This is a genomic window from Uliginosibacterium gangwonense DSM 18521 (assembly GCF_000373965.1).
Classification (GTDB): Bacteria; Pseudomonadota; Gammaproteobacteria; order Burkholderiales; family Rhodocyclaceae; genus Uliginosibacterium; species Uliginosibacterium gangwonense.
Genome location: NZ_KB892834.1, coordinates 197,203 through 223,412, shown reverse-complemented (window position 1 = coordinate 223,412; position 26,210 = coordinate 197,203). Strand labels below are relative to the sequence as shown.

18 protein-coding genes, 1 pseudogene and 1 riboswitch are annotated in these 26,210 nt (G+C 57.7%); of the genes and pseudogenes, 9 read left to right on the top strand and 10 right to left on the bottom strand.

Annotated elements, in window-relative coordinates:
- Positions 1-4 precede the first annotated feature (4 nt).
- The 7 genes and pseudogenes from B145_RS0101005 to B145_RS29575 all read left to right on the top strand — a co-directional run bounded on the left by B145_RS0101005 (position 5) and on the right by B145_RS29575 (position 8,484).
- Positions 5-1,696 (top strand): nitrite/sulfite reductase, encoded by a 1,692-nt coding sequence (locus B145_RS0101005; RefSeq protein ID WP_018604533.1) that lies wholly within the window; start codon positions 5-7, stop codon positions 1,694-1,696.
- A complete protein-coding gene (locus B145_RS0101000; RefSeq protein WP_018604532.1) occupies positions 1,689-2,306 on the top strand; it encodes a DUF934 domain-containing protein in 618 nt (205 codons plus the stop codon). Before B145_RS0101005 ends, B145_RS0101000 begins: the two co-directional genes overlap by 8 nt.
- A gap of 3 nt (positions 2,307-2,309) precedes the next feature.
- A complete protein-coding gene (locus B145_RS0100995; protein ID WP_018604530.1) occupies positions 2,310-3,068 on the top strand; it encodes a phosphoadenylyl-sulfate reductase in 759 nt (252 codons plus the stop codon).
- A gap of 36 nt (positions 3,069-3,104) precedes the next feature.
- Complete coding sequence (gene cysD / locus B145_RS0100990; protein WP_018604529.1) at positions 3,105-4,019, top strand: sulfate adenylyltransferase subunit CysD; 915 nt, start codon at positions 3,105-3,107, stop codon at positions 4,017-4,019.
- Positions 4,020-4,021: 2 nt separating this feature from the next.
- The gene (locus B145_RS0100985) at positions 4,022-5,311 is read left to right on the top strand and encodes a sulfate adenylyltransferase subunit 1 (RefSeq protein WP_018604527.1); all 1,290 of its coding nucleotides are present in this window, start codon (positions 4,022-4,024) and stop codon (positions 5,309-5,311) included.
- Between the two features lie 305 nt (positions 5,312-5,616).
- Positions 5,617-7,980 (top strand): annotated as a pseudogene (locus B145_RS27125) (PAS domain-containing protein); the annotation flags it as partial.
- 15 nt (positions 7,981-7,995) lie between these two features.
- Positions 7,996-8,484: a sensor histidine kinase gene (locus B145_RS29575; protein ID WP_425425538.1), complete on the top strand. Its 489-nt coding sequence runs from the start codon at positions 7,996-7,998 to the stop codon at positions 8,482-8,484.
- Positions 8,485-8,496: 12 nt separating this feature from the next.
- On the opposite strand, the gene B145_RS0100975 is transcribed toward B145_RS29575, so the two are convergent.
- The 6 genes from B145_RS0100975 to ilvD form a co-directional block, all read right to left on the bottom strand.
- Positions 8,497-10,563, bottom strand: coding sequence for a thioredoxin domain-containing protein (locus B145_RS0100975; RefSeq protein ID WP_018604525.1), 2,067 nt, complete (start codon positions 10,561-10,563; stop codon positions 8,497-8,499).
- A complete protein-coding gene (locus tag B145_RS0100970) occupies positions 10,560-11,000 on the bottom strand; it encodes a hypothetical protein (protein ID WP_018604524.1) in 441 nt (146 codons plus the stop codon). The genes B145_RS0100975 and B145_RS0100970 overlap by 4 nt, the downstream gene beginning before the upstream one ends.
- Before the next feature lie 19 nt (positions 11,001-11,019).
- Positions 11,020-13,044 carry a methyl-accepting chemotaxis protein gene (locus tag B145_RS0100965; RefSeq protein ID WP_018604523.1) on the bottom strand — a complete coding sequence of 675 codons (2,025 nt, stop codon included), beginning with the start codon at positions 13,042-13,044 and terminating at the stop codon, positions 11,020-11,022.
- Positions 13,045-13,072: 28 nt separating this feature from the next.
- Entirely contained in the window at positions 13,073-15,103 is a 2,031-nt protein-coding gene (locus B145_RS0100960) for a methyl-accepting chemotaxis protein (RefSeq protein WP_018604522.1), read from the bottom strand.
- Positions 15,104-15,330: 227 nt separating this feature from the next.
- On the bottom strand, positions 15,331-18,093 hold the full coding sequence (locus B145_RS27120) for a bifunctional diguanylate cyclase/phosphodiesterase (RefSeq protein WP_018604521.1): 2,763 nt from the start codon (positions 18,091-18,093) through the stop codon (positions 15,331-15,333).
- Positions 18,094-18,230: 137 nt separating this feature from the next.
- Positions 18,231-20,096, bottom strand: a complete 1,866-nt coding sequence (ilvD, locus tag B145_RS0100950) for a dihydroxy-acid dehydratase (protein WP_018604520.1) — start codon at positions 20,094-20,096, stop codon at positions 18,231-18,233.
- A gap of 93 nt (positions 20,097-20,189) precedes the next feature.
- Here ilvD and lgt point away from each other — a divergent pair, with 93 nt between their 5' ends.
- Both lgt and B145_RS0100940 read left to right on the top strand, forming a co-directional pair.
- A complete protein-coding gene (gene lgt, locus B145_RS0100945) occupies positions 20,190-21,056 on the top strand; it encodes a prolipoprotein diacylglyceryl transferase (RefSeq protein WP_018604519.1) in 867 nt (288 codons plus the stop codon).
- A 7-nt stretch (positions 21,057-21,063) separates the two neighbouring features.
- Positions 21,064-21,236, top strand: a riboswitch (yybP-ykoY riboswitch).
- Between the two features lie 13 nt (positions 21,237-21,249).
- Positions 21,250-21,825 (top strand): TMEM165/GDT1 family protein, encoded by a 576-nt coding sequence (locus B145_RS0100940; RefSeq protein ID WP_018604518.1) that lies wholly within the window; start codon positions 21,250-21,252, stop codon positions 21,823-21,825.
- Positions 21,826-22,135: 310 nt separating this feature from the next.
- Here the strand turns inward: B145_RS0100940 and B145_RS26925 are convergent, their stop codons facing one another.
- From B145_RS26925 to B145_RS27110, 4 genes are all read right to left on the bottom strand, one after another.
- Complete coding sequence (locus tag B145_RS26925) at positions 22,136-23,146, bottom strand: hypothetical protein (protein WP_157288216.1); 1,011 nt, start codon at positions 23,144-23,146, stop codon at positions 22,136-22,138.
- A 501-nt stretch (positions 23,147-23,647) separates the two neighbouring features.
- A complete protein-coding gene (locus tag B145_RS27115) occupies positions 23,648-24,217 on the bottom strand; it encodes a hypothetical protein (protein ID WP_157288215.1) in 570 nt (189 codons plus the stop codon).
- 607 nt (positions 24,218-24,824) lie between these two features.
- Positions 24,825-25,316 carry a hypothetical protein gene (locus B145_RS0100925; RefSeq protein ID WP_018604514.1) on the bottom strand — a complete coding sequence of 164 codons (492 nt, stop codon included), beginning with the start codon at positions 25,314-25,316 and terminating at the stop codon, positions 24,825-24,827.
- A 7-nt stretch (positions 25,317-25,323) separates the two neighbouring features.
- A complete protein-coding gene (locus B145_RS27110; RefSeq protein ID WP_018604513.1) occupies positions 25,324-26,166 on the bottom strand; it encodes a VOC family protein in 843 nt (280 codons plus the stop codon).
- Between the last annotated feature and the right edge of the window lie 44 nt (positions 26,167-26,210).

The window sequence follows — 26,210 nt, the reverse complement described above, 5'->3', positions numbered from 1 at the left end:
AACGATGTACATTTATGACGAATATGACCAGAGGCTGGTGGACGAGCGTGTCGCCCAGTACCGCGACCAGACCCGTCGTTACCTGGCAGGCGAGCTGAAGGAGGAAGAGTTCCGCCCCCTGCGCCTGCAAAACGGGCTCTACATCCAGCGCTATGCCCCCATGTTGCGTATCGCGGTGCCCTATGGGCTCCTCAATTCACGCCAGATCCGCACGCTTGCGCATATTACGCGTGAATACGACAAGGGCTATGCCCACGTTTCTACACGCCAGAATTTCCAGCTCAACTGGCCGGAACTCAAACGCGTGCCGGATATCCTGGCCGAGTTGGCCACCGTGCAGATGCACGCCATCCAGACTTCCGGCAACTGCATCCGCAACATCACCACTGATCAATTCGCCGGGATTGCGCCTGACGAGGTGGTCGATCCACGCCCGCTGGCAGAAATCCTGCGTCAGTGGAGCACCTTCCACCCCGAGTTCGCGCTCCTGCCGCGTAAGTTCAAATTTGCCGTCAGTGGCACCCGCGAAGATCGCGCCGTGGTGCAGATGCATGACATTGGTTTGGAATTCTATCGTGATGCAGCCGGTGAATTACTCGTCAAGGTATGGGTCGGCGGTGGGCTGGGGCGTACCCCGATCCTCGGGGAAGTGATTGAAGAAGCACTACCCTGGCAGCATTTGATCAGCTATTGCGAATCGATCATCCGCGTCTACAATCGTCATGGCCGTCGTGACAACGCCTTCAAAGCCCGGATCAAGATTCTGGTCAAAGCCTTAGGCGTAGAAGAATTCAAGCGTCAGGTTGAAGCTGAATGGGTCTATCACAAAGATGGTGTGTTGACGATTACCCAGGCGGAATTCGACCGGGTTGCCGGATACTTTACCGCGCCGGATTACGCCCAATTGCCGGATACCGACGTTGCCTTTGATGCCCAAGTGGCGGAAAACAAGGCTTTTGCCAACTGGGTCAAACGCAACGTGCATGCCCATCGCGTATCGGGCTACCGTGCCGTGACGATGTCATTGAAGGTGACAGGCGTGCCGCCCGGTGATGTCACGGCGGAGCAGCTCGACACCATTGCCGGGCTGGCCGATCGCTTTAGCTTTGGCGAGCTACGCACCACGCATGAACAGAATATCATCCTCTCGGATGTGCGCGTGAGCGAACTGTATGCCCTGTGGCAAGTCGCACGGGAGGCGAAGCTGGCGACCCCCAACATCGGCCTGATTACCGACATCATCTGCTGCCCCGGCGGTTCCTTGTGTGATCTGGCCAATGCCAAGAGCACTCCGATTGCCGAGGCGATCCAGCGTCAGTTTGATGATCTGGATTACCAGTATGATATTGGCGAACTCGAATTGAATATATCCGGCTGCATGAATTCCTGCGGTCACCACCACGTCGGTCACATCGGTGTGCTGGGCGTGGATAAGGATGGTTCGGAGTGGTATCAGGTCAGCATTGGCGGCAAGCAAGGCAATGACGCCAGCCTGGGTTCGGTGATCGGCCCTTCTTTCGCAGCGGATGAGGTGGCCGGTGTGGTCCAGCGCCTCATTGATGTGTATGTGGAAAACCGCACGCCGGAAGAGCGCTTTATTGATACGGCGCGCCGTTTGGGCGTAGCACCGTTCAAAGAGCGCGTTTATGCAGATCGCCAACCCGGCAGCAAGAAAGTAGAGGCCCGCAATGTCTAATCTGATCAAAATTCAGGCTGCTAACGCCGCTATTGTGGCGGATGACGCGTGGCAATTTGTGCAATACCCCGCTGCGCAGGAAGAAGTGAAGAAGCAGGCGGGCAAGGTGGTGCTGTTCAAACTGACGGGCGCCCAGACGGCTACGCCGGAGCAGATCGCCGCTACCCAGATTCCCGCGCAGGGCAAGATTGTGGTGCCGCTGGCCGTATGGCTGGCGCGTAAAGCCGAGTTCGCTGCCCGTGTGGCGGTGGGTGAGCTGGGGGTATGGCTGGAAACCCACGAAATGATCGAAGCATTGGTCGAAGATCAGGCCGATCTGAACGTGTTCCCGCTCTTGGCGATCAGCATTGAGCGTTTTGCGGATGGGCGCGCCTATTCCACGGCCAATCTGCTGCGTACCCGCTTTGGTTTTAAGGGTGAATTGCGGGCGGTGGGCGATGTGCTGCGCGACCAGCTTTACTTCCTGCGACGCTGTGGCTTCGATGCCTTCCAGATTCGTGCAGATCGTTCGGCAGAAGAGGCGCTGGCTTCCTTCAAGGATTTTACCGAACCGTATCAGGCAGCAGTGGTGGTGGATCAGCCGCTATGGCGTCGGCATGCAAGGGGCTAGGCGATGAGCGAGACTTTTTCCATTATCCGTCCGCGTGTGAGCAATCCGGCCACCAACCCGGAACTGACCGATGTGTTGCGCATGAACGTGGCCGTCAAGCGGGCCAATGCGCTGGAATTGCTGCATGCTATCGCTGAAGAGCATGGTGCCGTGACCTTTGCCAATAGTTTTGGCGCGGAAGACATGGTGCTTACCGATCTGATCTTGCGTGAAGGGCTGCCGATCGAGATTTTCTCGCTGGATACCGGCCGCCTACCTGCCGAGACCTACACGCTGATGGGTGAGGTGGAAAAGCATTACGCCGCCAAGCTCAAGGTATTCTTCCCGAATACCGCCGCGATTGAAGAGTACGTGCGTACGCAAGGTATCAACGCATTTTACGATTCGGTTGAACTGCGTAAAGCCTGCTGTCATATCCGCAAGGTCGAACCGCTGCGTCGCGCACTGGCAGGCAAAAAGGCCTGGATTACCGGGATGCGCGCTGCGCAAAGCACCACGCGGGCAGATTTGCCGGTGCGGGAGTATGATGCTGGCAATGGGTTGGAAAAATATAATCCGCTGGCTGACTGGAGCGAGCAGGAAGTGTGGGCCTATATCCGCATTCATGCGGTGCCATACAATGCCCTGCATGATCAGTTCTATCCCAGCATCGGCTGTGCGCCTTGTACGCGTGCCATCGCCGTGGGAGAAGATATCCGGGCGGGACGTTGGTGGTGGGAAGATCCCCAGAACAAGGAATGCGGTCTGCATGTCAAGAAGTGAAATGCCAAACAAATGGCGTGAAGAAAGATCTGGAAAATGACTACGTTGAGCAAACAAACTCTCTCTCATCTTGACTGGCTGGAAGCTGAAGCCATCCACATCATGCGTGAGGTAGCCGGGCAGTGCGAACGCCCCGTGCTGCTGTTTTCGGGTGGCAAGGATTCCATCTGCATGCTGCGCGTGGCTGAAAAGGCTTTCCGCCCCGGTAAGTTCCCTTTCCCCTTGCTGCATATTGATACCGGCCACAACTATCAGGAAGTGGTGGATTTCCGTGATCGCCGTGCTGCCGAGCTGGGCGAGCGCCTGATCGTGCGTTCGGTGGAAGACTCCATGAAGCGCGGCACCGTGGTGCTGAAAAGCCCGGATGAATCCCGCAACAAGCATCAGTCTGTGACTTTGCTGGAGGCGATTGCCGAATTTGAGTTCGATTGCTGTATCGGTGGCGCCCGTCGTGACGAAGAAAAGGCACGGGCCAAGGAACGCGTAATGAGCTTCCGCGATGAGTTCGGCCAGTGGGACCCGAAGAACCAGCGCCCCGAGCTGTGGAACCTGTATAACGCCCGCGTGCATCGTGGTGAGAACATCCGCGCCTTCCCGATTTCCAACTGGACGGAAATGGACGTGTGGCAGTACGTCCAGCGCGAACAGCTGGAATTGCCGAGTATTTATTACTCGCATGTGCGTCCGATTGTGCGCCGCGCTGGCGCGATTGTGCCGGTGACGCATCTCACACCGGTTAAGCCGGGTGAAGAGGTGATTGATCTGCAAGTGCGTTTCCGTACCGTGGGTGACATCCCCTGCACGGCCCCGGTGGAATCCGACGCCGACACGATCGAGAAGATCGTGCTGGAAACAGCGACCACTACCATTACCGAGCGGGGGGCGACGCGGCTGGATGACCAGACCTCGGACGCATCCATGGAGCAACGCAAGAAGGAAGGCTATTTCTAATCATGTCTGCATACGAAAACATTCAAGACAACGGCCTGCTGCGCTTCATGACCTGCGGCAGTGTGGATGATGGCAAGAGTACCCTGATCGGGCGCCTGCTATATGACACCAAGGCGATCTTGACCGATACGCTGACCCAGATCGAGAAGACCTCGAAGAAGCGTGGCATGGAAGCGGTGGATTTGTCGCTGCTCACCGACGGGCTGCAAGCCGAGCGCGAGCAGGGGATTACCATTGATGTGGCCTACCGGTATTTCTCGACCGGTACGCGTAAGTACATCATCGCGGATGCACCCGGCCACGAGCAGTACACCCGCAATATGGTGACTGCCGCTTCCACCGCGAATCTGGCGATCATCTTGATCGATGCGCGCAAGGGCGTGCTGGTGCAAACGCGCCGCCACAGCTATCTGGCGCATCTGATGAACATTCCGCACATCGTGGTGGCGGTCAACAAGATGGACTTGATCGACTACGATCAGGCAAAATTTGATGCGATCGTCGCCGAATACAAGGCTTTTGTTGAGAAGATGGGCCTATTTGGCGAAGATCGTGATATCAAGTTCATCCCCATGTCCGCGCTCACTGGCGACAACGTGGTGGATAGCTCGGAGACCATGCCCTGGTATCAAGGCCCAACCCTGCTGGATGTGCTGGAATCCGCTTCCAGCACGGATGCCGATGAGCGTGCAGAAGCCTTCCGCTTCCCCGTGCAATTCGTCTGCCGTCCGCAGGATTCGGCCAACCCGGAGCTGCATGACTATCGCGGCTTTATGGGGCGGGTTGAATCGGGTTCGATCCAGGCAGGCGATGCAGTCACGGTGCTGCCCAGCGGGCGCGAAAGCCGGGTCAAGGCTGTGCATATTGGCGGCGAGCCGGTGGCAGAAGGCGTGAGCGAGCAATCCATCACCCTGCTGCTGGAAGATGAAGTGGATATCTCCCGTGGGGACATGATCGTCAAGAGCAGCGAAGTGCCCGAGGCACGTAAGGAAACTGAGGCCATGATGTGCTGGTTTGCCGAAGCGCCTTTGTCACCCGCCCGCACCTACCTGATCCGTCACACGACGCGTACCACCAAGGCCAAGCTGACCGGCGTGGCGTTCAAGGTGGATGTGAATTCGCAGGAACACGTGGACGCCACCACCCTGGCGATGAATGATATTGCCAAGGTCAGCTGGAAACTCGCGCAGCCGCTGTTCGGTGATGCCTATCGTGAAAACCGTGCGACCGGTGCCTTTATCGTAATTGATGAAAGTACCAATAACACGGTGGGTGCAGGAATGTTGCTCTGAAAACCTCATTTATACGAATAAACTCCGGTGTCTGTGCTGCTCTTCGCGCCGCTGACGGCCTCTCGCTACAGATTCTGAACAGGTTTTGATAAGTTCGTTTGTTCCAATCCAAAGGCCAGCAAGCCAGCACTTGCTGGCCTTTGGGCTTTTCCGGTCGGTGATGTATCACAACCGATCGTAAGCTTTGCTTTGAATCCTGGGCGCAAGTCCTGCACAATAGGGCCATTGGAGGAGGTCACATAGCGCCTGCGTGTATGCCTGCCATATAGCATTGCGCAAGCCTGAGTGGAGCAAGCACAAATTTCATGCGGACTACATTCTGGTTTGTTCTTATAGGTATTGCCGTCCTGCTGGCACTCTTGGTGGCAGGGCATTTTTCGCCATTGTCGGCATATTCATATGTAATGTGTCTGATGGCGTATCTTCTGCTGTGCATTGCTTGGCAATGCACCACGCGCTGCCTATTGTTGCAATCAACAAAGCGTGAGTTATCCTTCTGGAAAGGCAGCTTTGATGTGCTGCCCTATGCTGCGGCAATGCTGGACGAAAATTCCATTGTTGTAGCGCGTAACCCGGCATTTGCCCGTTTGTTGGGCGATGAACCACTGCCAACTTCTCTGTTTGCCCGGCTCAATACTACTGCTCTGCGTGAATTTGAGTTTGAAGATTGGCTCAAAAGTGCCACGGGGCAGGCCGCGTATCTGCGTTTTCGTCTGCAGGCGCTCCCTGCGCCGTCCAGGCAATGCCTGCTTTGCGTTGAAGACCTGACTGCATCGAAAAGGCTTCAGGAGGATCTTGAGGCTCGCTTGCAACGTAGCCGGGCCATGTTGTGGGATGCGCTTGAGGTTGTACCGGCGCCCACCTATATCAAGGATGCGCAAGGGCGCTACCTGTGGGTCAACGAGTCTTTTTGCCTTGATCGTAATCAGAGCAGGGACGAGATTCTGGGTCTGTCTGCCAAGGAACTGTTTGTAGACCGCAACAGAGTGCCGCTGACCATGCAGGAGGATCTGGAAGTCATTGCTGGGCGTAGGGTCTATAAGCAGGAGGAATATCACAGCCCGGTGACCAACAAGACGCATTATCGGGTGATTTCCAAAGCCGCAATTGTGGATGAGGACAATCAGCGCGTGGTGTTCGGCGTCAATCTGGAGGCCGCACGCTGGAATCTGGACTATCACGTGCTGCGCCGTATTGCCGAAGAGGACGCCCACGCACAGACAAGCAGGGTGCTTGCTCAGAGTACCGCGAGGGCGCGTGCCTATGTGCAAAGATTGATCGATGTGATCCCGCAACCGGTCTACATCAAGGATGCGCAAAGCCGTTATGTCATGGTCAACGATGCCCTGGCGGCAAGCCTTGGGCGCGGCAAGGAAGAGGTCGTCGGGCAGCATTTCCGTGCACTGAGTCCCGACGACGCTTTTGGTCACACCACCCAGGAGGAAGATCGTGAGGTACTCTCTGGCAAGGTGATCTTCAAGGAAGAATGCAAACCGCATCCACAGACGGGCGCCATGCGTTATCGGCAGATTTCCAAGGCGCGGTGTGAAGATATCGATGGCGTACCGGTCATCGTCTGTGCCAGTTTTGATCTGACCCCCCAGCGCATGTCAGAGCGTGGTTTGCAGGAAGCGTTGACGCGTGAAGTCCAGCGCCGGGAGATGACCCAGAGTTTTATCCAACGTCTGATTGATGTGATCCCCGAGCCGGTGTACGTCAAGGACGCCTCAAGCACGCTACTAATGATCAATGACGCGTTTGCCAAGGAATATGGCGTGGAGCGTCAGGCTGCGATTGGTGCAGATTCCGCCAGCATCTTGTCCCCGATGCGTGATGCGGGCGTCATGATTAAAGAAGATGCGGACGTGTTGGGCGGCTGCTCGATCTATAAAGAAGAATGCGTGCGCAGCCCGATCAGTGGTGCAGATGTGTATCTGATCATCGCAAAGGGGGCCTGCCTGGATGCGGATGGGCGGCCCGTTATTGTGGGGACGCATTTCAATGTCAGCCTCTGGCGGGAGGCGGAGCATCGGGCCATGCGGGCGTTTGAGCTCCAGCGCAGGACGTATGATTTTCTGCAATCGATCTTCAATAGCGTACCCAATCCGTTATTTGTGTGCGATGCCGAATTAAGATATCTCATGGTCAATCGTGCGTATCTGGATGCAGTAGAGCAACCCGTGGAAGCCGTGATCGGCCATCTGACAGAGGATTTCCTGTCGCCAGAGATTGTTGCCCGGTCTGGTGACGAAGGACAATGGCTGCGTGAAGCACAGGATGGTGACGTACACGAGCGGGAGATCACGTTTAACAGCCATCATGGAGCAAAGCGTTGGTTCATGGTGCGTCAGGTATGCACAAGGGGTATTGAAGATCAGCGTATCGTGCTGGGCATGGCCAGCGAGATTACTTGTTTACGCGAAGCCGAAACGCGCTGGTTCCAGGCCAAGGAAGCTGCCGAGAAGGCTAATGCTGCCAAAACAGAGTTCTTGGCAAATATGTCGCATGAATTGCGCACGCCGATGCATGCGATTCTGAGTTTTGCCCGCATTGGGCAGGAGCGCGCCTCGGTGGAGAGCGTTGCCCGGCTCCGGGGTTATTTTTCACGCATCGTCAGCAGTGGCGAGCGCCTGATGGGCTTGCTCGACTCCTTGTTGGATATCTCGAAGCTTGAGTCCGGGCGCATGACATTGCGTTTTGACAAGGTTGATCTGGTGCACGTGCTGGACGAGGTATTGGCGGAGTTTGAGGCGTTGCTGGCTGCACGTCAGTTACGCGTGGCACGGTATATCGAAGGCACGTCCGTTGTGAGGGGTGATGGCTTGTTGCTGGGGCAAGTGATCCGCAACCTGCTCTCCAATGCAGTCAAATATTCGCCACCTGAAGCCCAGATGGATATACGCATGGCGCCCTACCTCAAGGTAGAAGGTGACGTGCAGCATCATATGCTGGAGTTCGCGGTGGCTGATCGTGGGGTGGGGATTCCTGAAGGGGAACAAGATCTGATCTTTGAGAAATTCGTGCAGAGCAGCTTGACCCGCAGCGGGGCAGGCGGCACGGGCCTGGGGCTGGCGATCTGTAAAGAAATCGTGGCCCTGCACGGGGGCGAGATTTTTGCGTGTTGCCGCCTAGGTGGTGGTGCCGAGTTCGTGGTGCGCCTGCAAGCAGGGTGAAATGACGATTAGTTAAATGCCTTGGTCATTGAAAGGTTTTTCCAGGGTTTCAATCAGTGAGGCAAGCTGTGTGAAGGTGGGCAGGCACTGATGGTTTTTGCAGACTTGGGCGCTGACCTCCATCTGCAATGCGCTCTGGATGCTGGCAGGTAGGCCGGAAACCTTGCCTGTTGGAATGATGAGCATCATGCGCCGGGTATGACCGGGGAGCTTAAGCAGATTGCGTAGCCAATGCTTACAGGCTTCGGCGTTTGTGCCGCTGATCAATACCGTTTCAGGCGGATTCAGCCAGTCATCCAGCGCCAAAACCAAGCTGCTTGCTGAATGAGGATGGGTTTGCATTTGCGGGCGGAACGCATCGAGTGTGCGTTTGGCCGCATCCAGGAAACGTGTTTCACCGGTAAGATGCCCCAAGCGTATCAGGGACTGTGCGGCCAAGCCGTTGCCGGATGGGCTGGCTGCATCGTGCCAGGGCTTGAAACGCACCAGTGGGGCCCGCTCATCGTCTGCGGTAAAGAAGAAGCCCCCGTTTTCAGCATCCTGGAAGTGTTCCAACACATGCTCGGCCAGGGTGATGGCGAATTGCAGGTCTTGCGGGCGGAATTCTGCTGTCAGCAAAGTGAGGCAGGCCTGGATAAGTGCGACATGGTCATCCAGATAGGCGCGTATCTGGCTTCTGCCGTCGTTCCAAGCCGTCAGCAAGCGCCCTTCGTGCCAGAGATTGTTACGCAGAAAATCCATTCCGTGCTGGGCCGCTTGCAGCCACTCGTGCTGTTCCATTAGTACGGCTGCGTGGGCCAGACCTTGAATGACAAACGCGTTGCAACCCGTGAGCACCTTGTGGTCATGCTGCGGGGCAGGGCGCTTTTCACGTGCAGCCAACAGCTTGGTGCGGGCAGTGTCAATATGCATGCGCGCGGTATGGCTCGGGATGGCCAAGGCGTGGGCGACTTCGTCCAGTGGGCGGGATACATGCAGATGCCATAGTCGCCGTTCGAAATTCGGCGGCCTGTCCAGTCCATAATGGGCCTGCACCAAGGCCAATTGCTCTGCATGCAGCAGGCGCTCGACCTCATGCGTGTCCCATAGGTAATAGTGGCCTTCATGGCCTTCGCTGTCGGCATCCACTGAAGCGTGGAATCCGCCTTCGGGGTTGTGCATTTCGCGCAGGAGCCATGCTGCGGTCTGCTCCACTACACGGCGGAACAATTCATCGTGGCTGCTTGCCCACGCACTGGCATAGAGGTGGAGCAGCAGGCCATTGTCGCCGAGCATCTTTTCGAAATGCGGCAGCATCCAGCACTCATCAATGCAGTAGCGCGCAAATCCACCGCCCAGGTGGTCGTAGAGACCGCCATTGGCCATGCTGCGCAGGCTCAGCAGCAGTGCTGCCTCGGCTTCGGTGTGCCGCAAGTTATCGGCGGCACGGGCCAGGAGTGCGAGTTCGGCAGGGTGGGGAAATTTTGGCGCACCGTAAAAGCCACCAAAGCGCCGGTCATGGCTAATGAGCAGGTTGCTCAGACAGGTCTGGATGATGGTCTGGTCGTCCGTATCGCTGGATTCAGCCGGCAAGGCCAGACTCTGGCTTAGGGCTTTGAGCAGCACGGGGGCCATGCCGACAAGCTTGTCCTGCTGCTGGGCGTAGAGTTGTGCCAGATGCTGGAGGATATCGGCAAAGGCGGGTAGGCCGCCGGAAGAAGCTTTCGGGAAATAGGTGCCTGCAAAGAAGGGAATTCCTTCCGGGGTCAGCGCCAAGGTCAGCGGCCAGCCGCCGGGGCGATGGGCAAGCAACATGTGGGCGGCCTGATAGATCTGGTCCAGATCGGGGCGCTCTTCCCTGTCGACCTTGATGTTGATGAACAGGCGGTTCATCAGTGTGGCGGTTTCCTCATCCTTAAAGGATTCCTCGGCCATCACATGGCACCAGTGGCAGGCCGAATAGCCGATCGACAGCAGGATGGGTTTGCCATCGGTACGGGCTTGCTGCAAGGCTTCATCACACCAGGGCCACCAATCAACCAGATCGTTGGCGTGTTGTTGCAGGTAGAGTGAAGACTCGTCAGCAAGCCGGTTACTCATGATCTTCCTTGTGTGTCCGCCGGTGTCGCAGGCGTGGCCATGACGGCCAGTTGCGCCAATTTGCGGTGCACTGGGTGGGTGGCATGGGGGAGCAGCGCGGTCAGATCATTCAGTTCAAAGCGGCCTGGATCAATTTTCTGACCATTCGCAAACGATAGCTCCACACAGCCCGGTCGGGTGACTGCCATGCCCAGTAGTAGCAGGAAAGGCATGGGGTTGCCGATGCGCGGAACGGAACCGCGCATGGAGTCTTCCGCCAGCACCAGGAAGGGGGCCGCAACGCTGCTATGGCGCACGGTCCAGATATGCTCGCGGGTGTCCATGACCACCACGAAGTCCGTGATCGTGTTCCAGCGACTGATCACACTTTGCGCAGTGGCGATCAAGTCGCTCCATTTGATGGTGCTGCGCCACATGAATTCTTCCAGACCTGCCATGATTCTTCCTTCCTGAAAATCAGGCGCTGTGCAGCAGTCTGATCTGCTCGCTCAGGCCTTGGGACAGGGTTTCCAGCGTGATCCCTATCTGTTGTGTCTGCTTGGAGGTGGCGCTGACCTCTTCGGCGTTTTCCGCCACCCGCTCAACGCCGGAGGCGATTTCCGAACTGGCAGAGGATTGCTCGCGCAAGGCGCTGGAAATGTTGCTCACCAGCTCCACCACGGTTTGCGAAGATTTCTGGATTTCGCGCATGGCATCCCCCGCCGCCCGTGTGAGCGATACTCCCTCGGCCACGCGGTCCACACCGGTACGCATGGCCTCCACGGCCTGATTGGTGCCGCTCTGGATGCTCAGGATCATGGCCGTGATCTGTTCGGTGGCGCGGGTGGTGCGGTCAGCCAATTTGCGGATTTCATCGGCCACCACGGCAAAGCCCCGGCCCGTGTCTCCGGCACGGGCCGCCTCAATGGCGGCATTGAGCGCAAGCAGATTGGTCTGCTCGGCAATTTCCTTGATTGTGCTGACAATCGTGCTGATTTTCTCTGAATTGGCGACCAGATCATCAATCACCACGGAGGATTGGCGCACCGCGTCGGCAATCCGCTCAATCTCCAGGGTCGTTTTTGCAGCGATCTGTTCGCCATCCAGGGAAACCTTGCCGGATTCGGATGACATACGCTCGGCTTCTGTCGCCAGTCGGGCGATTTCCGCGATGCCAACCGTCATCTGCTGGATGGTTGTCGCCATCTGGGAAGAGGCTTCGCTTTGCTGGCCGGCCCCGTGCGAAACCTTCTCAACCGAATTGCCCAAGCCTGCCGACGCCTGGGTGACGTCATTGGCGGCCTGCTCCACACGCATGATGACACTGGCAAGTGAGTCGACCATCTTGTTGAACTGGCCTGCCACCCGCCCCAATTCATCCTGTGAATCCAGGGTGATGCGATGGTTCAGTTCCCCCGCCCCGATGCGTTGCGTGCCTTCGGTAAGTGCCTTGACCGAATGGTTGATCGCCAGATAGATCGCAATCATGATGTAGGCAAGTGCCGCCACCATGAGGAGCGCAATCAGGTTCATCCCCCAATAGCGCAGCGAGAGTGAAGCCACGCGCCAGCGCACCACGCTACGCAATTCGCCTACCACTTCATCATCAAGCATCGCGGTGTAGTCGTTCAGTGCCTTGGTGGCAGTCGTGGAAAAATCCTTGGCGGGCATGCTGCGGGTGCCAGAGAGGATGTTTTGTTTCACCACCGCGAGGAAGCCATCGCTTTGGGCGCTGAGCTTCTTGGTGGCGGCACTGACGGTGCTGCTTTCTCCGCCAAATGCTCTTTGCATGGAGGTGGCCAGCTCGCCTTGGGCCACGTTCAATTCGTCACCCATCGTGCTCATCCGGCGCCATTCGCGGTTGAGTTCCGGCACCCCCAGTACCATGATGCCGGTATTGCGGATCTGGGCAAAACGGTTCAGCACGTCTGGCACATGGTTGATGACTGCATCAGCCAAATGGGCGCCCTTGGTGCTGGGGTGGCGTGAGAGTGCGGTGGCGTCACCCAGCTCACGCATGAATTCGAACATCTTGCCCGTCAGGGTCTGATGTGCGGTGGTCAGGCTGCGCACATCCAATTTGGCGACCTGGGCCTTATAGCCCGCCCACATTCCATCAAGCTCCTTCCAGCGCGTCTGTAGTTTCTCGTCACCGCCAAGTTGGGAGACAAGCGTATTGACACGGGCATATGCCGCATCAGTGGTCTTCAGGGCTTCCGCCGCCATAGGCTTGAGCGGATCGCTACCTTTGGCACCGACTGCGAGGCCCACGTAGTTCTGGGTCTGCTCAAAGGCGGCAAGCGTGGCCGAATAGACCGCGAGGCCCTGCTGTTCGCGTTGGGCAACACTGAGATCGGCACGCAGCTCAATGGCCAGAGTCAGCATGAAAAAGCCCATGGCCAGAATGGCCATGCTGCCGATCAGGCCGAACTTGGCAGGGTATGACAAACGTTTGAGCAGCGCTGCCGCAGGGGACAAGATCAGGAAAAGAAACTGTTTCATGACAATCACCTTGGTTCCCAGTTGGTGCTCAGACCCGGAAGAGTTTGATTTCGTTGGCAAGCTGGCCAGACAGGGTCTTCAGCCGGGCTGCGGTGGAACCCAGCACGGTGACTTCCTCCCGGTTCTCCTCGGCCATGCGCGCGATGTTTTCAACGGTTTTGGCGATTTCCGTGCTGGCCGTACTTTGTTCGCGCAAAGCGTGTGAGATATCCGTGACAGCCCCAACGACCTTGCCCGATTCACCCTGTACGCGCTCCATTGCCGTCCCCACCTTGTTGGTCAGCTCCACCCCCTGGTGCACACAGGCAACACCGTCCTGCATGGCTTTCACCGCCCGGCTTGTGCCGTTCTGAATGGCGGTGACCATGCCTGTGATTTCCTGTGTGGCTTCGGTTGTACGTTCCGCCAGACCACGTACCTGGTCGGCCACCACGGCAAAGCCATGGCCGTCTTCGCCTGCGCGTGCCGCCTCAATGGAGGCATTCAGGGCCAGCATATTGGTCTGGTCTGCAATCTCCTTGATTGAACTGACAATCATGTTGATCTGGGCAGAATTCTTTCCCAGGGTACTGATGACGTCGGCGGAGGCGCGCACGGCCGTGGCGATGTTCTCCATTTCATTGATGGCTTTGCGAACCACCTCGCAGCCTGCGGTGGATTGCTCGCCGGACTGGCGGGAAATCTCTTCTGCGGTGCTGGCATGGCGGGAAATCTCATCCACGCCTACTGTCATCTGCTCAATTGCAGCGGCCATGGTCGAGGAGGCCTCACTTTGCTGCTCAGACCCCGCTGTAATGGTGTTGGATGCCGCTGCCAGCGTGCTGGAGGACTCCAGCAGACCATCGGCGGTGCGGTTGACCTCGCGGATGATGGCCGCAAATGAGCGGACCATGGTATTGAAGTGCTCGGCCACGGTCCGCAATTCATCGCGTGCGCTGAAACTGACCTGCGCGGCAAGGTTGCCTTCCGCGATCTGCTGGGCGCCGGATGAGAGTTCGCTGACCGATTGTAGGATCGTGATGAACATGCCAGCGGAGAAGTACAACAGCACCAGCACGATCAGTGCGGCGCCAATCGAATAGTTCCAGAACCGTGCTTCCAATTGCTTGAGCCGGGCATCTAGCAATTGCTGCATTTGGTCAGGGATCAGTTTGAGGACTGCGCCTTGTACGCCTGCCAGCGCTTGTGAGGTTTGGGGGATGAAGTTTGCAACCTCGGTGCTAAAAGCCCCTTTGATGATCTCCTGGTCGACCATTTGGTCGATTTTCTCCCCTGTGCTCTGGATGCTTCCACGCGTTGTCGCGCCCGCTGCCTGCAAGGTGGGGGTGGTGGTGTCCGCGCGCAGGATGGATTCCATCAGATCAGCTCTGGCGCGGCTGGATTTGGCAAGCTGGGGGGCCACCTTGAGCCAGTCTTCAGCCATGTCTCGGGTTTGTAGCGGAATGATGCTCAAGGCATACAGGCGGCCTGCCTGCAAATTGGTCTCCGGCAATTTGCGGAACAGGATATCGGCCAGCACGCTGGTGTCGTGTTCTGGGTCGCGGATCAGGCTGGAGGCCTCACCCAGATCGCCCATAAAGTTTTCCAGCAGAGCGTTGAGTTTCTGGTAGGCGGGTAGAACCTGTGGAGCAGGCAGGGTGGCGGCCTTGGTTTTGAGCTGTTGCCACTCGGTGCTGAAATTCTTCCAGCTCTTCTCCAGTGCCAGTGCGTGGGCATCCCCTGCCAGCAGACCGTCAACGGTCTTGATGGCGGTGTCAATCTCCTGGCTCTTGGTCTGCAAGGCCGGTTTGAGCGTGGCTTCCCCCGCTGCGCCTGCAGCCAGCGTCATATGCTGCTGGGTAAGCAGCATGACCTGGGCAACGGGGCCGTAGACTTTGAGCCCCAGGCGTTCATCACGGGCATCGCTGATGGCGCCACGCATGGCTACGTGCAAAGAGATGACGAAAAACGCGATGGCCACTACGGCACCAATGCCGACCAGACCCAGCTTGTATGGATAGCTGAGTTTGTCCAGGCGGCGAATGGCGGGTGTAAACAGGGCGCTGACGGATATCCGCATCTGGCCTCTCCTCGTTATGGCTTTTTTATGAAGCTGATTATGATCGTGCTGCGAGGGCGCGTATTGGCCTGGAGAGGTTTGCGCGCGACTCAAAATCCTCATGTCTCACTATACACTCTGGTTTCTGCGCCGCTTTGCGCACGGCTGACGCCTTCACGTTACAGATCGTAAACTGTTTCCAAAGGCCCCTTCGGGTTGCAGGGCTTACGGCTTTTGACATTGTCATTCTAGGCTTGGGGGCGATCCTCGCTCCCTTCCGCCGTGGTCTGCATCAGTTCAAATGCTGCTTCCGGGGGCAGGGGCCTGCCGAGCAGGTATCCCTGCGCCTCGTCACAGCCGAATTCACGCAGTTGTTCCAGCGTGGCAGTGTTTTCCACCCCCTCGGCGATCACCCGCAGGCCCAGGCTATGGGCCAGCCCGATGGTGGAGCGGACGATGATGGCATCCTGCTCATCATCGAGCATGTCCATCACAAATGACCGGTCAATCTTCAGGGCATGGAGCGGTAGGCGCTTGAGGTAGGCCAGCGATGAGTAGCCCGTGCCAAAATCGTCAATGGACAGGGCCATGCCTAGCGCTGCAATCCGGGCCACCACCTGCATGGCGCGTTCGGGATCAGTCATCAGGGCCGTCTCGGTGATTTCCAGTTCCAGCGCCGAAGGCGGTACGCCATATTCTTCCAGCAGCCCGGAAAGTGCTTCGGGTAGGGTGACATCCAGGAGGTTGCGCGTGGAGAGATTGACCGAGACGGCGATATTCAGCCCTCGGTCACGCCAGGCGCGGATCTGCTCGATTGCCCCCCGCGCCACCAGCAGGGTGAGCGGGCGGATCAGGTCGCTGGTTTCGGCGAACTGCACAAATTCGCAGGGCGGGATAAAGCCCAGCGAAGGGTGCTGCCAGCGCAGCAGAGCCTCGCAGCCACGCCATTGGCGTTGTTGCAGATCGTATCGGGGCTGGTAGTGGACCTTGAGCTGCTTGTTGCGGATGGCGGTGCCCAGATCCGTGATCATCGCCAGCCGACGCGGATTGTGGGCGTCGTAGGTGTTGTTGTAGAGGCTCACCCCCACCCCTTGGGCCTTGGCGGCATACATGGCCACATCGGCACAGCGCAGCAGGGCGTGGCTGGTGCCCCCATGCATGGGGTAGACGGCTACGCCGATACTGCCCCCGAGTTCGATGAAGATGCCCTCTACTTCCAGTGGCTGGCGTAGCGCCGCAACCAGGATGTGGGCAATGTCGGTGGCTGTTTCGGCAGTCGCGCAGTCACGCAGCAGGATCGCAAATTCGTCCCCCCCCAGGCGTGCCAGCAGGGCGTCGAAGGGGGACAGCGTGGCCTGCAGGCGGGCGGCTACGAGTTTCAACAACTGGTCGCCCGTGCGGTGGCCCAGGGTATCGTTGACCTCTTTGAACTTGTCCAGGTCCAGCAGGAGCAGGGCCAGTCCTTTTTTACCGTTGTTGGCACGCAGGGTATCGGCGGTGGCGCGGTGGAGCATGGCCCGGTTGGGCAGGCTGGTCAGCGAGTCATGTAGGGCCTGGTATTCGAGTACCTGGATATTGCGGGCATTGGCAAGTGCCAAGGAAACGGTTTCGCAGATGGCGCGCAATGTCTCCAACTCGAATTCGCCGGAGTCTTCGCTATGGGCGAAGAACTGCAGGCTGATGGTGCCCAAGGGTTCGCTCTGGTACAGTAAGGGCAGCAGAGTCATGGAGCGGATGCCATCGGCGAGCATCAGGTCGCGGATCGGTGGCGCGATGCGATCGTCTGTTTCAACATCCACGCAGCGCAGAATCTGGCGACCGGCCAGGGCATGGGCACTCAAGCTGTTGCCCAGGGGCATGATCTGGCGGGCTTTGAGCTGGGCTTCGGTGAAGCCGTTGCCTGCCAGTAGCTCGAATTCGCCCGTAGCCGGGTTGATGAGATGAAACAGTGATAAAGGCGAGCGCTGGAGTTGTTGGAGCACCCGCAAGGTGGCCTCGGCAATCAGGCGGTTGTCCGTGGTGCGGTGCAGGCGGCTGGCCAGGTCCCCCACCACCTGCAGGACGCGGTTGCGCCGCTCCAGTTGCGACGCGGAGTCTCGTAGGATGCTTTCTGTGCGGCGCCGCTCGGTAATGTCCCGGACGATGGCCGTGATGCGCTGCTCGTTGCCGGAGCACATTGTTGACAGGGCGACTTCCGCCTCAAAGATCTGTTTGTCTGCGCGCTGGTAGGTCCATTCGAAAACCTGCGGCCCGATCTCTGCGGCGGCTTTGGCATAAGCCAGGAATTTCTGGCAGGAGCGTTCCCCGTTGGGTTGGTAGAGCGGGGAAAAGGCATCAAGGGCTTGGTCAAGCATGGCCTCTCGGGTGTAGCCGAAGAGTTCCGTCGCTTGCAGGTTGCAATCACTGATGTGTTCTGCCTGGATGGCAAAGATGGCGTCGCCCGCTGCATTGAACAGGAGACGATAGTTGCGCTCGCTATCGCGTAGCGCATGCACGACCAATAGCTGGGAGAGCAGATCCGCCACGGAGCGCACAAACTCGGCTTCCTGCCTGCTCCAGTGACGTGACATCCCCGTCTGCTCCAGGCACAGCACCCCGGCGAGCTGGCTGCCAGCGTAAAGCGCTGCATCCAGTGTGGAGCGGATATCCTGGGGAGTCAGGTGGTTTGCCAGGAAGGCATGCAAGCGTGGGTCGTTTTGCGCGTTGTCTGCCGCCAGGATGCGCTCTTCGTCCAGGCGATGCAGGTAGTCAGCCAGATCCACCACGGGGAAATGCATGCCGGATTCAAAGCGCCCTTCATCTGCGGCGCGAAATTCTAGGCGGCATTCCAGCGCCTTGCGCGAAGCATCCAGCAGCCAGACCGAAACACGGCTGACCTCCAGTATCTCGCTCAAGGTACTGGTGATATCACGTAAGGCTCCATGCAAATCGCCCTGCCAAAGATGTTCATCTTTAGCCAGGCGAATGAAGCAGGCCTGCAAATGGTTCTTGCTGTTATCGAACGGGGCCACGGCGACTTGAGATCACGGGTTGGTATGTGGGTCGTCTCTCCTGCCCCTTCAATAACGGCAGCACCGCCAGAAACTAGAGTGCCTGCGCCAAAAAAGATAAAGGCCCCGTAGGGCCTTTATCTGGAGGTGGTGCGGGGTTATCGCTTGAGTTGGTTCACGTCGCGCACCGCGCCCGTATCGGCAGAGGTGGTCAGCGCGGCATAGGCTTGCAGCGCAGCCGACACCTTGCGGGCGCGGTTGCTCGGCAGCCAGGCTTCTTTGCCGCGTTTTTCCATGGCTTCGCGGCGGCGGGCCATTTCTGCGTCACTGATCGCCAGGTGGATGCGGCGGTTCGGGATGTCGATCTCGATGGTGTCCCCCTCTTCGACCAGACCGATTTCGCCGCCACAGGCTGCCTCGGGTGAAGCGTGGCCGATGGACAGCCCCGAGGTGCCGCCCGAGAAGCGCCCATCGGTGAGCAGCGCGCATTCCTTGCCTAGACCACGGCTCTTGAGGTAGCTGGTGGGGTAGAGCATTTCCTGCATGCCCGGCCCGCCCTTGGGGCCTTCGTAGAGAATCACCACCACGTCGCCAGCCTGGACATCTTCCTCAAGGATGCCCTTGACGGCGTCTTCCTGGCTCTCATACACGCGGGCCCTGCCGGTGAATTTCCAGATGGATTCATCCACCCCGGCTGTCTTCACGATGCAGCCATTGCGGGCGATGTTGCCGGTCAGCACCGCCAGCCCGCCATCTTGCGAGTAGGCATTGCGCTTGTCGCGGATGCAGCCTGCCGTGCGGTCCAGGTCCAGCTCGGGGTAACGCTGGGCTTGGCTGAAGGCTTCCTGGCTGGGCACGCCACCGGGGGCGGCACGGTAGAAATCCAGCACGGCTGAGGTGCCCGAGTGCATCACATCCCACTGCTCCAGCGCACCCTTCAAGGTGTGGCTGTGGACGGTAAAGGTGCCGGCATTGAGCAGCCCCGCCCGGTTCAGTTCGCCGAGGATGCCCATCACGCCACCGGCGCGATGCACGTCTTCAATGTGGAACTTGTCAGTCGCCGGGGCTACCTTGCACAGGCAGGGCACCTTGCGCGAGATGCGGTCAATATCCTTCATGGTGAAATTCACTCCGCCTTCACGCGCTGCGGCCAGCAGGTGCAGCACGGTGTTGGTGGAGCCTCCCATGGCCACATCCAGGCTCATGGCGTTCTCGAATGCTTCAAAAGTGGCGATTGAGCGCGGCAATACACGCTCATCGTTCTTCTCATAATAGCGGCGGGCCAGATCAACAATCAGGCGGCCCGCCTTCAGGAAGAGTTGCTTGCGGTCGGCATGAGTGGCCACCAGGGTGCCGTTACCCGGCAAGGACAGCCCCAGCGCTTCGGTCAGGCAGTTCATCGAGTTGGCGGTGAACATCCCCGAGCAAGACCCGCAGGTGGGGCAGGCCGAGCGTTCGATTTCGGCAACTTCGGCGTCGGAGACACGCTTGTCCGCTGCCTTGATCATCGCGTCAATCAGGTCGAGCTTGACCACCTTCTGGCCACCGCCAGCGTCTACAACAGTCACCTTACCTGCTTCCATCGGCCCGCCCGACACAAACACGACCGGGATGTTCAGGCGCAGTGCCGCCATCAGCATCCCCGGGGTGATCTTGTCGCAGTTCGAGATGCAGACCATGGCATCCGCACAGTGGGCATTGACCATGTATTCCACGGAGTCTGCAATCAGCTCGCGGGAGGGCAGCGAATACAGCATGCCACCGTGGCCCATGGCGATCCCGTCATCCACCGCGATGGTGTTGAATTCCTTGGCAATCCCGCCTGCGGCTTCAATCTCGCGTGCAACCAGCTGGCCCAGATCCTTCAGGTGGACATGGCCCGGTACGAACTGCGTGAAGCTATTGACCACGGCAATGATCGGCTTGCCGAAATCAGTATCTTTGACACCTGTGGCGCGCCACAGGGAACGGGCACCCGCCATGTTACGGCCATGGGTTGACGTGCGGGAACGATAATCAGGCATGGTGGAGATCTCCGGTGCAAGGCGTGTAGTATCACGCCGATCACTTCATTGTGGTTCAATTGGAACACTCGATTTTAGCCCAAGCCACGCATCATGCTCATTCATCCTCAATTTGATCCTGTCGCTTTTTCACTCGGCCCTCTGCGTGTGCACTGGTACGGGCTGATGTATATCACTGCTTTTGCCCTGTTCATCCTGCTAGGCAAGTACCGTCTGCGCAAGCGTCCCGACCTGGGCTGGAGTGACAAGGATCTGGATGATCTGCTGTTCTACGGCATGCTGGGCGTTATTCTAGGGGGGCGCCTAGGTTACGTATTGTTCTACAAACCCTTGTTCTATTTTGAACATCCCTTGCAAATTTTTGCGGTATGGCAAGGGGGCATGGCCTTTCATGGCGGCTTCCTCGGGGTGCTGGCGGCACTCTGGCTATTTGGGCGCAAGACTGGGCGCCACTTCCTCAGCGTGGGGGACGTTGTAGCCCCGTTGGTGCCATTAGGCTTGGCGGCCGGACGTTTGGGCAACTTCATCAATGGCGAATTGTGGGGGCGCGTGGCTGACGCCAGCCTGCCCTGGGCGATGTTGTTCCCCCAGGCGCGTGAGGCAGACCACATGCTGGCAATCGCCAACCCGGCACTGGCCGAAGTCTTCAACCAGTACAACAACCTGCCGCGCCACCCCTCGCAGCTCTACCAGTTCGGGCTCGAAGGCGTGCTGCTGTTCGTCATCCTCTGGCTCTTTGCCCGCAAGCCCCGGCCGGTGGGCGCCATCTCGGGCCTCTTCCTGCTGGGCTACGGCCTGTTCCGCTTCCTGGCCGAATTCGGGCGGGAGCCTGATGCCTTCCTGGGCTTGCTGCGCTTTAACCTATCGATGGGGCAGTGGCTGAGTTTGCCGATGGTCCTGATTGGTATTGGGATGTTGGTCTGGGCCTATCGCAAACAGGAAAAATCAGCCAAAAGCTGATAGAATCCGCGCCGTCACTGGGGAGTAGCCTCCTTCTCTACGAAGGCTCTGTATCAACAGACTTGACGCCACGCGTCATGGTACAGGGGGCCGTGCTTGGCGAGACCTTTGACTGCTTCAGCGTCAACGCGGGTTGGCGGGCTGGGGCAGTCATTGGTATGTACGCTGCCGACCCGCCTCGACTCACCCCATCATGGAAGCTTTTCTCGTTTCAACCGGTATCGTCGCCTTTTCTGAAATGGGCGACAAAACCCAGTTGCTGGCCCTGGTGCTGGCGGCACGCCTGCAAAAACCCATCCCCATCTGCCTGGGCATCTTGGCCGCCACGTTGATCAATCACGCCTGCGCGGCTGCGGTAGGCCATTGGATCACGGTGTACCTGGGGGCGGACGTGATGCGCTGGATTCTCGGCGTATCGTTTTTGGCCATGGCGGGCTGGATGCTGATCCCCGACAAGCTCGATGAGGATGAAGACCCCAAGCCCGCCCGCTTTGGCGCATTTCTGACCACGGTAATCGTCTTCTTCCTGGTCGAGATGGGCGACAAAACCCAGTTTGCCACGATTGCCCTGGCCGCGAAATACAGCTCTTCCTTGTTGGCGGTGGTGGCAGGCACCACCACCGGCATGATGTTGGCGGATGCCCCTGTGGTGTTCTTTGGTGACAAGCTGACCCGACTGGTTCCCATCAAGGTGGTTCACATCGTGTGTGCAGGCATCTTTGCCCTGCTGGGGGTGCTGGCCTTGCTGAATGTGGGGGCGCTGTTCTGAGAACCGAGAGATAGGAAATAGAAATAACTTCCATCCTATGGAAAGTCGGGTAACTCTGCCGCTTTGTCATGTTTGATCAGCTCAGTGAGGAATCAGATTTGGGTGATCAAGATAAAACTGAGCGGCAGAAACCGCCTCGTTGCTGTCGTTCGCGGTAGAGATACTATTGCCTCCTTTGCTGCGGTTGCAGCCAGTCGCAACCTTGCCATCAGGTCACGGTTTGCTTCCGAAAGCGGTCAACTTGAGTAATCAACTCAGGTCATCCACTCCAGTCTTCGGCTATATATATTGGCAGTACGCTCTTCTTTCTTCATGTTGAAGGTGACAGCCTATTTTGAAGCTCGGACCAAGTCATCTTGACCCAAAAACTCGCCACAGCTTTCTGGTCAAGAAAGTAGACCTCGATATTGGGGTCTTGGACGGGAACCAACAATGATCTGAGCGGCTCATCCACCATGCCCACTCCGTAGCGGCCGTTCTGGCTGAGCATGATGGCCGGCCAACGACAACCGCTCTCGAAAATCTTCAGAATGCTCTCCTTCATTCCTCCCCAATCGAGCGCCATGTCGGGCAACTCGCCAACGGTATGCAGGACAGCTGGCACGACTTCATCTAGCCAACTTGCTCCATGATCCCGAAACGCAGAGAGTAGGTCTGATGCTGAAATCGAACGAATCTGCTGTGACTGTGCCGCTAGCGTGTCCGCTGAATCGACCTCGATCCTGCGGAAGAATCCCCGAAGCGCACACGTTCTCTCAGGCTCTATGTCGAAGGGTTGGAACTTGGCTAGGATAGGCACCAACATCCCACGCAGCGAATCCGCAAGTACATCAGCGTGCGCCACTAAAAACGCATGCCGCTCCAACTCATCTAACCACTCGCTGAAGAACGCAGCGCCCCAACGCCCTAGTTCGAAACAGCGCTGATGAACTGGGTGATTGCCTCCGATCAAGTGCCTCACTGCCCACTCGCAAAGTTCTACTGTAGATGATGCGCGCTTATCCAGGGCGGTCGATAGAGGTGGTGGAGGCTCGTCAACCTCCTTCGCTGTGCGATAAATCTCCGCCATCTCAATGGCGACCCGTGTCGCCTCTAGCATGCTCCATTGGAGCAAGGGACTCAGTTTTCGGGCTTCATCTTCAGATTCATCAGCAATCTTGGCAAGCAGTTCGTGCAAGCCCAATTTGACCCCGGCGTTGAAGGCATCGCTGCACCGAACGATGCCATCGGGAAATGGAATGTCACCACAGATATTTCCGATCAATGGGAAGGCAACACTTGGGTGAGTCCAATCAAATCCATGATGGTCGATATACGCCATGTACCTTTCTCGAACGTCTGGATAGCAGATGAACTCTCGCGCATAGTCGCCAAGGCTTCCCCAGAACTCGAAGTACACTGGCGACGCCCGCCGTCTGAGAAGCGTCGACTTCTCCTCCCAAGTGCAGTCGGCCTCAAACGTCGGACAGTACTTTCCCCGAAGTACAGGGAAAGATTCCTTTGCGATTTTGTAGAGCAATGCAGGCGCTTGAGACATGCCTTCTGCGGCATGCTTGTCCAGATACTCCGTGAGTTTAGACGACCGAATCGCTAGCCCATGCTTGCTGCACCAAGCGTACATCGCGAGCGGATCGACGCCGTATAGCGTAAGGCTCCAGTGCCCATTCCCAAATTGGGCATGATCCCGCCACAACATGGCGAATCCATGGGATTCATATCGATCTCCCGACCTAGCAATGATGTCGATCGCAGTGATTAGCTCAGCGGGAATTGACTGATCTTCATCATTGCCATCCTCCTCGTAGAGATAGAGGTCGATCGATTACAGTGCCTCGTGAGGAAGCGTACTGCTCCCACGAAGCTGCCAGGCATCAGGAAGGTGACAAGCTAAGGTGAACGGCCGCTGATCGGTTGAGACTTTGAGCGCAAGGCAATTCTTTCCTGACCATGTGTTGAAATTCGCCACAGCGTGGTTCAAGAGGACGTCCCAATGCGTGGATATCAACACAAAATTCACATCGAAGTTACCAAGGAATGGAAGCGTATTCCTTAGTTCCTGTTCATACCCCGCGAGTTCGGTGACGGCTTGCCGTTCAGTTAGTTTGTCTCGTTTGACCTCGAATACCACCAGTGTTCGTGACTCGGGGTTGAAGCACAGGATGTCAGGACGTAGCACCTCTCCGGTTGTCAAAGAGATGCTTTTGTCGACAGCAATAACTTCGAGGAGTCCTAGGTTCTTCAGTACAACGGAAGCAGCGCGTACGTTCGCGCGTCGTGACAAGTGATCGAAACCAAAGGCCGGAACTCCGATTCTTTTTTTTATCGATTCGATAGTAGCGTTGATGCCTTCTTGTTCGTCTATAGCGTCGAGCAGCTTTTCGTCCTTGATCAACTGAACTAGCCACTCTGTGATCTCGCTTTCAAGCGATGTGCTCCCGACGCTGCTTCTAGAGGCATGTGTCATGATTAGCCAGTGACCCCAGCGGTAGGTTGGGTAAGCCGGAGGCGTCACCCAACGCTTTTATCAAAGATCCGTCGAAAAAATTATAGATGTGATGAACATATTTTTGGGTGACATCAATAACGTGTTGCCACAAATTGCCCCACAAAAGTCGTTGGGCGGCGCCTTCGGCTTGCACCAACCTACAACGCTTGCCTTGAAGTCTAGTCGATGAAGGCTGGATATCGCCAAGCATCCATCAAGTCAACATCGTAATTACCAAGCGGTATCAGCGCGAGTGACAAAATGTACGAGATCATGAAGAAATAAAAAAAGGCACCCATCAGGTGCCTTGTTCGTTGCCTTGTGCTGATTCCAGCGCGAAGTAGTACGCAAAATCAGAGCGCTTGCGCCTGATGGCGGTGATGGATAGCAGAATACACAGATGGGGTAAGACCGTAACCAGACATCACGTCAATCCAGGGACAGGTGAATGCGAGGCTCTGTCCCATCTTCACCATGTCGGAGGCATGCGGGTGGCAGGCCCCCTACGTGGCGCCTACAGCCCTGGCGGCAGATCCTGATGCTGGGGCAAGACGGATACGTGTACGCGGAAGGGGTGCTCCGGCAAGGTCTCGGCAAACCAGCGGGCGATGATCTGCACCTCTGGCATGCGCTCAAACGGGCCAATGCTGCGCTGTACCCCGTCGTTGTCCAGGCAATCAAAAAAACGCCGCCCTTCTTCACCTCGATAGCAGACCGAGTGAAGCTTATTCAGCGGGATACGATCCACCTTGGGGGGAATGAACAGGGGGTTGCGCAATACGAGTACATCCTCTGCTACTTCCAGCAGGGGGACGCCCATCGGTGGCCCCTTGAGTGCACGGCGAATCGCACTGTAGAACGGCACGGCGACAACGGCGGCAACAATGGCCAGATTTGATGTCACCATCATATAGGTGAAAGCGCCGCACACCACGCCAATGATCAGCGAAATCCAGAGCAAACGATCCGCTTCGCGCGCTGTGCGGCGATAAAGTTTCTTCGTCATCCTGCTTTTAGTGGGCGAGGGGTTGGGTGCGGGCGATCAGGTGCAACACGTTGCCTTCAGGGTCACGGAAGTAGAACAGATGTTGCCCGTTGGGTAGCTTCTGATAATCCTCCAGCACCTCCACGCGGTCAGCCTTGAGCAGGCGGGCGGCACGGTCGGCATCCTCAGGCGCTACGGCAATGGCGATGTGGCGCAGGCCGGGGGCGTTGTAGGGCAGAAGGCCCCGATCCCGTTTGCATTGGGTGAATTCCAGCACCGAGCGGCCATCGGAGGTCAGCACAAAGGCGGTGCCATGCCCATCGTCACTGACGATCAGGTTGAAACCCAAGGTGGAGACATACCATTGGCGTAGCGCATCCGGGTCTCGGGCCACGATGCCGATATGCTCAATGCCTTTGAGCAGCGCATTTTTCGGCGCACTCTTGAGGATCTGCGGGGCCGCCAGACTCAGGCGATGCGCACGCGAGATCAGGTGCAGGATGTTGCCTTCCGGGTCACGGAAGTGGAAGGTGGCCAGATTTTCCGGGAACTGCCGGGGTGTCTCGCCCACCGTCTCGGCGCCGCCTTCAGCCGTGATGCGCTGGATGGCCGCACCAAAGTGGTCAGCCTCGACCGAAAAAGCGATGTGATGAATGCCGCTTTCCTTCTCCTGCAAACGCTCACGCGCGGCTTGCCCATCGGGGCTGGGAATCAACTCGACAATAGAACCATCGCTCATGAGCAGAAAAAGAATGCCCTGCCCATTGTCTTGGATGATGACCATGTCCAGGTATTGGACATACCAGTCGGCCAGCTTCTTGGTATCCGCCGCAAAGATGGCTACGTGTTCGACGCCTTTGAAGATCCCCATTTTGGAAAATCCCGAAGAGTGGTGTGGATGGATATATGTAAATT